The organism is Mesorhizobium sp. M5C.F.Cr.IN.023.01.1.1 (assembly GCF_003997585.1).
Classification (GTDB): Bacteria; Pseudomonadota; Alphaproteobacteria; order Rhizobiales; family Rhizobiaceae; genus Mesorhizobium; species Mesorhizobium wenxiniae.
On sequence record NZ_RZSU01000010.1, the window covers coordinates 20,148 to 32,123 of the forward strand.

At 62.5% G+C, this 11,976-nt stretch carries 5 protein-coding genes; all 5 read left to right on the forward strand.

Annotated features, from left to right (window positions below; all coding sequences use genetic code 11):
- Positions 1-21 precede the first annotated feature (21 nt).
- The 5 genes from EOA78_RS06440 to EOA78_RS36920 all read left to right on the forward strand — a co-directional run bounded on the left by EOA78_RS06440 (position 22) and on the right by EOA78_RS36920 (position 11,974).
- Positions 22-8,580 (forward strand): glucoamylase family protein, encoded by an 8,559-nt coding sequence (locus tag EOA78_RS06440; RefSeq protein ID WP_127314395.1) that lies wholly within the window; start codon positions 22-24, stop codon positions 8,578-8,580.
- Positions 8,581-8,938: 358 nt separating this feature from the next.
- On the forward strand, positions 8,939-10,711 hold the full coding sequence (locus EOA78_RS06445; RefSeq protein ID WP_127314396.1) for a glucan ABC transporter ATP-binding protein/ permease: 1,773 nt from the start codon (positions 8,939-8,941) through the stop codon (positions 10,709-10,711).
- Positions 10,712-10,816: 105 nt separating this feature from the next.
- Positions 10,817-11,578 carry a heme ABC transporter permease gene (locus tag EOA78_RS06450; RefSeq protein WP_127212712.1) on the forward strand — a complete coding sequence of 254 codons (762 nt, stop codon included), beginning with the start codon at positions 10,817-10,819 and terminating at the stop codon, positions 11,576-11,578.
- A gap of 34 nt (positions 11,579-11,612) precedes the next feature.
- A complete protein-coding gene (locus tag EOA78_RS36915) occupies positions 11,613-11,717 on the forward strand; it encodes a sulfotransferase (protein ID WP_245477412.1) in 105 nt (34 codons plus the stop codon).
- Positions 11,669-11,974, forward strand: coding sequence for a sulfotransferase (locus EOA78_RS36920; protein ID WP_348628466.1), 306 nt, complete (start codon positions 11,669-11,671; stop codon positions 11,972-11,974). Before EOA78_RS36915 ends, EOA78_RS36920 begins: the two co-directional genes overlap by 49 nt.
- Positions 11,975-11,976: the final 2 nt, after the last annotated feature.

Genomic DNA, 11,976 nt, shown 5'->3' on the forward strand with positions numbered 1-11,976 from the left:
GTCCCCCATGCGGAATTTTCAATGAATATCCAAACAGACCCCACCCAAATGGAAAAGACGAGCGCGAGCTTCCCGGCCATCACGGAAGAGCCGATACGCTCCAATTTCCTGCCGGAAGAGCGCCTGCGCACGCTGGGTACAAGCCTCGCCAAGGGCGACGTCAAGGATCTGTTCGGCCTGGGGCCGTTCGATTTCCAGCCACGCATCCGCGACAGTGCCAGGAAGGTCCTCGAAGTCTACCGCTCGACCAATGCCGCGCAGGCTAGAGGCGAGACGATTACGCCGGCGGCGCAATGGCTGCTCGACAACAACTATCTGGTCGAGGAAACCATCTTCCAGGTCAAGCGCGACCTGCCGCACCGTTTCTATCGAGAGTTGCCGACCCTGAAGCTGCGCGACGGCGCCAGCGTGCCGCGCGCGCTTGCGCTGGCCTGGACCTATGTCGCGCATTCGGACAGTTCCGTCTCGGCTACCATGTTCAAGGCGATCGTCGAAGGCTTTCAGGCCGTCGAGCCACTGAAGATTGGCGAACTCTGGGCGCTGCCATCGCTGCTGCGCTTCGTTCTGATCGAAAATCTTCGCCGGATCGCGGTCCGGGTCAATCGTACCCGGCAGATGCGCCAGATTGCCAACGAGGTTGCAGACCGCGTGCTGGCGGTTGACGACAGCGCCGACCGTCAGGCGATCTTGTCGAACTACGTCGCCCATGCACAAGACACCACCTTTGCCACCCAATTGCTCTACCGCCTGCGCGACGGGTCGCAAAATGCCGGCAGGGCGCTGGAATGGCTGGAGGGCGAACTCGAAAAGTCCGGCTCCGATGCCGAGGAAATCATAATCAGCGAGCATCGCACGCTGTCCGGCGGCAATGTAACCACCGGCAACATCATCCGCGGCCTCAGGCTTATCAACGATATCGACTGGACGGTTTGGTTCGAAGGTGTCAGCCGCATCGATACGTTGCTGCGCGAGCGCACCGATTTCGCCGCGCTCGATTTCTTCTCGCGCGACCAGTACCGGACCGCGATCGAAGAAATGGCGCGCCGCTCCGATCGTTCCGAATTCCGCGTCGCCGAAAAGGCGATCGAACTCGCCGGCCATGCCGCTGTCGCCGATACCACCGGCAGCGGTCCGACCGCTCACACCGACGTCGGGTTCTTTCTGGTTGGGCCGCGCCGGCTGGAACTGGAAAAGGCGATCGGCTATCGGCCGACCGTCAGCGTCACGATCAAACGGGCGTTCCGCAAGACCGGATGGCTGGGCATTGTCTTGCCGGTGTTCGCGCTGACGGTCCTGCTTCTGGTCCTCTCCGGCAACGCCCTTGCCAATCTCGGCCTGTCCAAATGGTCGATCGCCTTGATGCTGGCGCTGTTTGCCGTGCCAGCCAGCGAAGGCGCGCTTGCCTTCTTCAACACTGTCGTATCGTTGTTCCTGAAGCCCACGCGCCTCGTCGGCTACGACTACAGACGCGGCATGCCGCCCGAGGCCCGAACGCTGGTAGTAGTGCCGTCGCTGATCGGCTCGCGCGACGACGTCGAGGAGAACATCCGCAATATCGAAGTGCATCACCTGGCCAACACGGCGGACGAAATCCATTTCGCTCTGCTTTCGGATTGGCCGGACAGCAAAACCGAAATCGATGCGGCGGATATTGAGATCCTCCAATATGCTCGCGACGAGATCGCACGGCTGAACGCCCGCTATCCCAGCGAAGGCGCGCCGCGTTTCTACGTCCTGCACCGCCGGCGGCTCTACAACGAATCCCAGGGCGCCTGGATGGGCTGGGAACGCAAGCGCGGCAAACTGCACGAACTGAATCTTCTGCTGCGCGGTGACAGCGACACCACCTTCCTGCCGCTGGATGTGCCGTTGCCGGAAAACGTTATCCATGTGATGACGCTGGACGCCGACACGCGCACCACCCGCGATGCCGTCGCCAGTTTGGTTGGCAAGCTTTGCCACCCGCTCAACCGCCCGCATTACGACGCGGCAAAGCGCGTTGTCACCGCCGGCTACACTATCCTGCAGCCGCGCATCACCGCCTCCCTGACCAGCGGCGACGACGCATCCTTCTTCCAGCGGGTGTTTTCCGCCAATCGCGGCCTTGATCCCTACGTATTTGCCGTCTCGGATATCTACCAGGACGTCTTCGGCGACGGCTCCTTCACCGGCAAGGGCCTCTATCATGTCGACGCCTTCGAAGCGGCGCTGAAGGGCCGCATCGACGAAAACACCATCCTCAGCCACGATCTGCTCGAAGGCGCCTTGGCACGCGCGGCGCTGGTCACGGACATCGAACTGGTCGAGGACTATCCGACCCGCTATTCGGTCGACGCGTCGCGCCACCATCGCTGGGCACGCGGCGACTGGCAGCTTCTGGGCTTCATTCTCGATCCGCGCTCCGGCGTACCGGCGCTGTCGCGCTGGAAGATGGTAGACAATCTGCGCCGCTCACTGACGCCGATCTTCTGGGTGATGGCGGCGATCGCCGGCTGGACGCTGCTGCCTTTCACGCAGGCCGCGCAATGGCAGGCGCTGCTGATCCTCACGCTGTTCATGGCGCCGACATTCGATATCGTCCACGCCATCCTGCCGAAAAGCGGCGACCAGACGCCGCGCGGCCATTTCTCGGCGCTGGCGCGCGACGTTGTCTTCGGCACCGCCCTGGTGGCGCTGAAGATCGTGCTGATGGCGCATCTGGCCTGGATGATGGGCGACGCCATCATTCGCACACTCTACCGTCTGTTCGTCAGTCGGCAGAATCTGCTCGAATGGCGCACTGCCTCGCAGGCGCACAAGAATGGCGACAACGATCTCGGCTCCTATTACGGCATGATGTACGGCGCGGTGATTGTCGGGGTCGTCGGCCTCGCCATCCCGGTTCTGGCCGATTCCACCGGAGCTTTCGTCGCCTTCTTCTTCGCGCTGTTCTGGATCGGCTCGCCGGCGTTCGCTTTCTGGATCAGCCGCTCGGCGGAAACCGAGGACCGTTTGCGCATATCGGCGGCTGACATCCATGCGCTGCGCACCGTTGCGCGGCGCACTTGGCATTATTTCGAGACCTTCGTGACGGCCGAGCATCACAACCTGCCGCCCGACAACTTCCAGGAAAGTCCGGCGCCTGTCGTGGCGCCCCGCACCTCGCCGACCAATATCGGCGTCTATCTCCTGTCGGTGATTTCAGCGCGCGATTTCGGCTGGATCAGTCTGTCCGACGCGACCACCCGCATCGACGCGACGATGTCGACCATCGAGAGCATGCCGCGTGAGCGCGGCCATCTCTTCAACTGGTATGACACGACGACGCTGAAGCCGCTCTATCCGCTCTATATTTCAGCCGTCGATAGCGGCAATCTTGCCGGCCATCTGGTGGCGGTGGCGGCCGCCTGCGCCGAATGGGCGGAAGCGCCTGCAGTCCACCTTCAGGGCGACTTCGAGGGTATCCTCGATACGGTGACGATCCTCGACGAAAGCCTGGCGGAGTTGCCCGACGACCGTCGCCAGTTGCGGCCGTTGCGTCAGCGGCTCGCCGACCGCCTCGACGGCATGCGGCGCGCGGTCGAATCGATCAAAGCACAGCCCGAGATGGCATCGATCCGCACCATCAACCTGGCCGTTCTGGCCGGCGAGATTCGCAAGCTCGCCATCGCCATCCATACCGAGGCCGCATCGACACAGAGCGATACCATCGCCGACTGGGCGGCGAGACTGGAAGCAACCTGCGAAGCGCATGTCCATGACGCGCATAGCGACGACAATGCCGTCGAAGCCTTGCGGGCCAAGCTTCTTTCGCTGCGCGAGCGCACGCGCCGCTTCGCCTTCGAGATGGATTTCTCCTTTCTCATGCGGAAGGAACGCAAGCTCCTGTCGATCGGCTACCGGGTCGAGGAGCATCAGCTCGACGAAAGCTGCTACGACCTCCTGGCTTCCGAGGCGCGGCTGACCAGCCTTTTCGCTATCGCCAAGGGCGATCTGCCGACGGAGCACTGGTTCCACCTCGGCCGGCCGATCGTCGAGATCGGGTTCAAGGGCGCACTGATGTCCTGGTCCGGCTCGATGTTCGAGTATCTGATGCCGCCGTTGGTGATGAAGGAGGCGCAAGGCAGCATCCTCAACCAGACCAGCAAGCTCATCATCAAACGTCAGATCCAGTACGGCCGCTCGAAGAACGTGCCCTGGGGGATCTCGGAAGCGGCCTACAATGCCCGCGACCGCGAACTGACCTACCAATACACCAATTTCGGCGTGCCCGGGCTGGGCCTGAAGCGAGGTCTTGGCCAGAACACGGTGATTGCGCCTTATGCGACCGTGCTGGCGGCGCAGTTCACCCCGCGTGAATCGGTGCAGAACCTTGCCAGGCTGAGGCAGCTTGGCGCCCTCGGCCGGCACGGCTTCTACGATGCGGTCGATTTCACGCCGCAGCGCGTGCCGGAGGGCACCGACCATGTCGTCGTGCTGAACTACATGGCCCACCATTCCGGGATGTCGATCGCCGCCGTTGCCGACGCCATCTTCGAAGGACGCCTGCGCGACCGCTTCCACAGCGATCCGGTGATCGAGTCGGCCGAGTTGCTGCTGCAGGAAAGAGCGCCGCGCGACATCCCGACCGCCACCGTCAGGACCGAGGCCGACGAACGGTCGAAGGGCGAAACGGAAGTCGAGAGCCCCGATACGCGCATCGTGCTCAACCCGCTCAAGGCGCTGCGTTCGACCAGCGTCATGTCCAATGGCCGCTACTCGGTCATGGTCACCGCGACCGGCTCCGGCTATAGCCGCTGGGGCGAGCTTGCCGTCACGCGCTGGCAGCCGGATCCAACCGAGGATCGGCTTGGCTCCTATATCTTCCTGCGAGACGCCGGCACCGGCGACTGGTGGTCGGCCACCGCCGAGCCGAAGCGTGCCACCGACGAAGAAGTGCAGACGCTGTTCTCCGACGACAAGGCGAGCTTCATCAAGTCGGTGGGATCACTGCGTTCGGAGGTCGAATGCATCGTCATCTCGGAAGGAAACGGCGAAGGCCGGCGGGTGACGCTCTACAATGACGGCCCGGTCGATCGGCATATAGAAGTGACCTCCTTTGCCGAACTGGTGCTGGGCTCCGACGCATCCGACAACGCGCATCCGGCCTTCTCGAAAATGTTCGTGGAAACCGAAATCGCTGCGAATAACGGGGCGATCTTCGCAACAAGACGCAAGCGGGAAACGGACGAGCCTGATGTCACCATGGTGCACTTCGTCACCGACCCGTCTGGGTCGACGCGCGACGCCGAGGCCGAAACCGACCGGCGCGCCTTCATCGGCCGCGGCCGCACCATAACCGAGGCCGCCGCCTTCGATCCCGGCGCCAAGCTTGGCGGCCATTCCGGCTTCACGCTGGATCCGGTCGCAGCACTTCGCCGACAGGTGCGCGTGCCGGCCAACAAGAAGATATCGCTGACCTTCTGGACTGCCGTCGGCGCCAACCGTGCCGAACTCGAAGATGCCATTGCGCGGCTCGATCATCCGGAAGCCTTCGCCCGTCAGGCGATGCTCGCCTGGACCCGCTCGCAGGTGCAGACCCGTCATCTCGGCCTCAGCCTTGCCGATGCTGCCAATGTGCAGAATCTGGCGCGTTATCTGATCTATCCTGATCCGTTCCTGCGCCTTCCGGCCGAATCGATCGCCTCCGGGCTCGGTAAGCAGTCCAGTCTGTGGCCGACCAGCATATCCGGAGACTTTCCGATTTTCCTGGTCAGGATCGGCGATGTCGCCGATCTCGAAATCGTTGCCCAGGCGCTCCGCTTCCAGGAATATATGCGCGCCCGCGGCATGATGATCGACTTTGTCGTGGTCAACGAGCAGGCTTCATCCTACGTGCAGGATCTGCAACGGGCAGTCGAGACGCTGTGCGAAAACAGCCGTCTGCGCGGCAAGGAGCTCGGACCCCGCCAGCACATCTTCGCCGTGCGCCGCGATCTCATGGACGAAACGACCTATAAGACGCTGCTCGCCGTCGCCCGCGTCGCCCTGCACACGCGAAACGGCACCATCTTCGATCAGATCGAGCGCGCCGAGGCCGCTGCGCTGCAAGCACGGGACGCTTTGCAGCCGGCAGGTGCAGCAGCGCTTCGCGAACCTCCGCAGGTGCCGCAGCCACGGGCTGCCCAAGTCACGATCGAAGGCAGTGCCGACGGCAGCGGGCTCAACCAGTGGAACGGTTTTGGCGGCTTCGAGGGCGACGGACGCCACTATGTCATGCGCCTTGCTGGCCGGCGCACGACGCCGCAGCCCTGGATCAACGTCATCTCCAACGCCTCGTTCGGTTTCCACGTTTCGGCTGAAGGCGCTGCCTTCACCTGGAGCCGAAACAGCCGCGACTATCAATTGACGCCGTGGGCGAACGACCCGGTCACCAACCGGCCCGGCGAGGGCATCTATATCTACGATCATGCCAACGGCCGGGCGTTCTCGCCGCTGGCCGCAGTCGTGCGCGATCCCGCCATGACCTACGAAACATGGCACGGACAGGGTTTTTCGACCTTCCGTTCGAAGCGCGGACCGCTGTCGATGGACCTGACCCATGTGGTGGATCCTGTCGATCCGGTGAAAATCTCCCGATTGCGCATCCAGAATTCGGGTTCGGTGCCGGCGCGCCTGCGCGTCTACGCCTATGCGGAATGGGTTCTTGGCAGCCATCGTTCGCGCACGGCGGCGACCATCGTTCCGTCCAGGGATGCTGCGACGGGCGCGTTGCTGGCGCAAAATCCGTACGGGCTCGACTTCAGCGAGCGGGTCGCCTTCCTGGCCACCGACAGCGCGGCACATTCTGTGACGGCCGACCGCGGCGAGTTCATCGGCCGGTACGGCACCAGCGAACTTCCGCATGCCGTGCTCAGCGGCGCCAGCCTGTCGGGCCGCGTCGAGGCCGGCGACGATCCTTGTGCAGCAATTGCTCGCGACATCGACATCCCTGCCGGCGGGGACGTGACGCTGCTCTGGCTGCTCGGCGATGCAGCCTCTGCCGAGCAAGCCAGCGCACTGGTGCAGCATCATAGAAGCAAGGATTTCGATCAGCGGCTGGCTGACAACGAACGCACCTGGCGGGGGTTTCTCGACACCATCCAGGTCGAGACGCCGGACAAGGCACTCAACGCCATGGTCAACCACTGGCTGCCCTATCAGAGCCTAGCCTGCCGCATCCGCGCCCGCTCCGCGTTTTACCAGGCGAGCGGCGCTTTTGGCTTCCGCGATCAGTTGCAGGACACGCTGGCTCTGCTTGTCCATGATCCGAAATTGGCGCGCGACCAGATCCTCAACGCGGCGCGGCGGCAATTCCCCGAAGGTGACGTGCAGCACTGGTGGCTGCCGCGCACCGAGGCAGGCGTCCGCACCATGATTTCCGACGACGTGGTCTGGCTCGCCCACGCCACGTCACACTACTTGCAGGTGACCGGCGATACCGCGATCCTCAGGGAACAACTGCCCTTCATCGAGGGGCCGCCTCTGGAAGAAGGCGAGCACGACGCCTTCTTCACCCCGGAGATATCGAAGAAGACCGCTTCACTCTATGATCATTGCGCACGCGCACTTGACCTTGCCATCAAGCGCAGCAGCTCCGCCGGATTGCCGCTGATCCTCGGTGGCGACTGGAACGACGGCATGAACCGTGTCGGCGAGCACGGTAAGGGCGAGAGCGTCTGGCTGGGCTGGTTCCTGCTGAAGACGCTGGGCGACTTTGCACCTGTCGCCAAGGCGGAAGGCGACACCAAGCGCGCGCAAGCCTGGACAAAACACGCTGACGTGCTGAAGCGGGCGCTGGAAAGCACGGCCTGGGATGGTGAATGGTATCGTCGCGGCAGCTTCGACGACGGCACGCCGCTGGGGTCGCGCGGTTCGCAGGAGTGCAAGATCGACTCGATTGCCCAGTCGTGGAGCGTGCTGTCGGGCGAGGGCGATCCGGCGCGGTCGACGACGGCGATGCAGCAGGCGATGAAAATGCTCGTCGACGACGAGCTCAAGATCGTCAAGCTTTTCACCCCGCCCTTTTCCAGGACGGAACAGAATCCAGGCTACATCAAGAGCTACCCGCCGGGTGTCCGTGAAAACGGCGGCCAGTACACCCACGCGGCGACATGGTTCGTTATTGCGCTCGCCGAAATGGGGCGCACCGACGACGCCTACCGCTGTCTCTCGATGCTCAACCCGGTCAACCACGCGCTCGACGAGGCCGCTGCCGAGCACTACCGCGTCGAGCCTTATGTCGTCGCGGCAGACGTCTACGCCGGGCAAGGCAAGGGCGGCCGCGGTGGCTGGACCTGGTACACCGGCTCGGCCGGCTGGCTTTATCGCGCGGCGGTCGAGGGCATCCTCGGCATTGAGCGCAGGGGCGAGCGCGTTCAGTTCAGGCCGAAACTGCCCAGCCATTGGGATGGTTATACAGCAACGCTCAAGGTGCTGGGGGCCGAACTCAGGGTTCGCGTTATCCGCGACGCGAAGGTCAAAGCCATCTCGCTAGAGGTAGATGGTAAAAAGACGAAGGCTTCGGCTTTCAAACCGAAAGCCGGCGACAAGGCTGAGGTGGTCGTCAGGATACCGGCGTAGTTCCAAGGGTTTTAGCGTTTTTGCGCGTCTTGGGGATGCGCGTTGTTTAAGGTTGCTCTAGAAATTCTATTGCGCATGAGCTTTCCCAAAAGCCGATGCAGCCTTTACGGATTCGGACATGACCAGTTGCTGATTAAAATTGCGGCAGTGCTTGCAGCCTGCCACGATTTTGCCGCAGGGCTGACATTTTACCTTTTTTCTCAAACCGTTAGGTGATCACGACAGATTTCGCAGCGTCGCCATCTTTTGTTCGCGAATTGGGAACTGAAGGGGTACACGAGCATTGTTTCGCGACACGTCAACGGGTACGTGTAGAAAATGATGCAGTGCACAATAACAATTTGCCGGAGTAGCTGAAGTGTCCCTTCTGCATATCTACTGGAGAGCGCTTGGTTATCTCGCTGCCGACAGAAAACGCGTAGCGTTTATCTGCGGGGCGAATGTCACGCTGGCCATTATCGCCATCCTTGAGCCGATCATGTTCGGACGGGTGATCGATGCTATTTCGGACGGCGGCTCGGTCTTTTCGACGCTTGCCGTATGGGCCGGTATCGGCGTCTTCAACGTCGTCGCCTTCGTTCTGGTGGCGCGCGGCGCTGACCGCTTTGCCCATGCACGACGCAGCGAGGTGCTTTGCCAGTCATTCGAGCGCGTAATCACCATGCCGCTTTCTTGGCATCATCAGCGCGGCACCTCCAATTCCCTGCATACGCTTCTGCGCGCGGTCGAGACCCTATTCAGCCTCTGGCTCGAGTTCATGAGGCAGCATTTGTCCACTGTCGTCGCACTGGTTCTGCTGGTGCCGACGGCGCTCAGCATGGATATTCGCATGTCGATGGTCCTGCTGGCGCTGGGCGCGCTCTATGTCGGAATCGGGCGGCTGGTGATGCGTCGTACCAGGGCAGGCCAGGCGTCCGTGGAGCGGCATTTTCACCAGGTGTTCGCGCATGTGAGTGACTCGGTCAGCAATGTCGCCGTACTGCAGAGCTACAATCGCATCGGCCACGAGACCGACGCCTTGAAGCGTTATGTCAAGAATCTGCTTGATGCCCAATATCCGGTGCTCGACTGGTGGGCATTGGCCAACGCCTTGCACCGCCTGTCGTCGACCATTTCGATGATGGTCGTGCTGTTGATCGGCTCCTATCTGGTCATGCATGGCCAATTGCGTATCGGTGACGTCATCGCCTTTACCGGCTTTGCAACGCTGCTGATCGCCCGGCTCGACCAGATGTCGGCATTCGCCAACCAGATTTCGGAAGCCAGGGCCAAGCTCGAGGAATTTTACCGCCTCGAGGACTCCGCGGCCGACGCAGCCGAGCCGGACGGGTTGCGTGACCTCGGCAACGTCACTGGTCATGTGCGTTTTGAAAACGTCAGCTTCGAATTCGCCAATTCGGGGCAGGGCGTGAACGACGTGTCGTTCGAGGTCCATGCCGGCCAGACCGTCGCCATCGTCGGTCCGACGGGCGCGGGCAAGACCACGCTCATCAATCTTTTGCAGCGCGTATTTGCGCCGTCCAACGGCCGGATCCTGATCGATGGCATCGATACCCGTACGGTGACCCGCAAGTCGCTGCGCCACTCGATCGCCACCGTGTTCCAGGATGCGGGCCTGCTCAACCGCTCGATCGAGGACAATATCCGCGTCGGGCGCGCCGAGGCGACCTATGATGAGGTCCACGCTGCCGCCAATGCCGCTGCCGCGCAGGATTTCATCCTGTCGAAGAGCAACGGCTACGACACGGTCGTCGGCGAACGCGGGGGACAGCTTTCGGGCGGCGAGCGCCAGCGTATCGCCATCGCGCGCGCCGTGTTGAAGGATTCGCCCATCCTGGTGCTCGACGAAGCGACCAGCGCGCTCGATGTCGAGACGGAAGACCGCGTCAAGGAAGCGATTGACGAATTGCGGCGCGGCCGCACTACCTTCATCATCGCCCACCGCTTGACCACCGTTCGAGATGCCGATCTGGTTGTGTTCATGGACAAGGGCAAGGTGGTCGAAATGGGTGGCTTCGCCGAATTGTCGATGCGCAATGGCCGCTTCGCCAGCCTGCTGCGTGCCGGCGGCCTGCTCAACGACGAGGAAGTCCGCCGCCTCAGCCGCACCATCACGGACGAGGCCGCCTGAGCGGCCAGGCTCGCCCCTTCTCCCTGTCCTGTGGGAGAAGGGAAGGCAGCCTGCGACACCACCACTCGATTGCCCCAAAAGCGTCGCCGGTTTATGTAAAGCCGCATGAGTGACCTGACTTCACGCCTCAGCGGCTGGATGGATTTCGCCAACCCGACGCGGTTTGTCTGGTTGGCCGACAAGGTGGTGCCGTGGCTGGCGACGATCGCCGCACTCATCTTGGCCGCCGGGCTCTATATGAGCTTTGCTGCGCCGGAGGATTTCCAGCAAGGCATCACCGTGCGCATCATGTATATCCATGTGCCCTTCGCCTGGCTGGCCATGATGTGTTTCACGCTGATGGCGGTTTTCGCGTTGGGCACGCTGGTATGGCGCCATCCGCTGGCCGATGTCGCGCTGAAATCGGCGGCACCCATCGGCGCCGTCTTTACAGCACTCGCGCTGATCACCGGCTCGATCTGGGGCAAGCCGATGTGGGGCACCTGGTGGGTGTGGGACGCGCGGCTGACCTCGGTGTTCGTGCTGTTTCTGATGTATCTCGGCATCATCGCGCTGACGCGGGCACTCGACGATGCGGCGCGCGCCGCCTGGGCCGCCGCAATCATCACCCTGGTCGGCTTCATAAACATCCCGATCATCAAGTTCTCGGTCGACTGGTGGAACACGCTGCATCAGCCGGCTTCGGTGTTCCGCATGGGTGGCTCGACCATTGACCCCTCTATGCTGAGGCCGTTGCTGGTGATGGCTCTAGGCTTTACCGTGCTGTTCTTCGCGTTGCATCTGATGGCGATGCGCACGGAAATTCGCCGCCGCCGCGTCATCTCCATGCGCCGAGTCGCGGCGAGGCAGGCAGACAAGCCCGGCTAGGTGGCGCCCTGCTGGCCTTCATCGGCCTCATTTTTTGCCAAATGCCCGCATCGTCCACTGCCGGCGTGACCCGATGGACAATTGCACGTCCTGTTTCATGCACAATTTCTCGATGCCCACGGCTACAATGCCGATCTGACCAAGCTTGGGCAGTACTACCGGCAAGACGATCGCTTGATGCGCCATTGGGCCAAGGTCGTTCCGCTGGCCATCCACGACATGCCCTACGAAGAAACCGTGGCCGATCTCGAAACCCGCGCTCGTGGATCGATCGGATTTCTCGGCGTGGAATGGTACGATGCTTGTCTGCATTTCCACGAAACCGAGCGCACGGTACGAACGCCAGGCCGCTGGCAGGTGCGCCAGCCGATCTATTCGTCCTCTGTAGAGCGCTGAAA

What these genes read in the sequence shown, in the direction of transcription:
- EOA78_RS06440 (WP_127314395.1), top strand. Translation starts at nt 22, where the DNA reads ATGAATATCCAAACAGACCCCACCCAAATGGAAAAGACGAGCGCGAGC.
- EOA78_RS06450 (WP_127212712.1), top strand. Translation starts at nt 10,817, where the DNA reads ATGAGTGACCTGACTTCACGCCTCAGCGGCTGGATGGATTTCGCCAAC.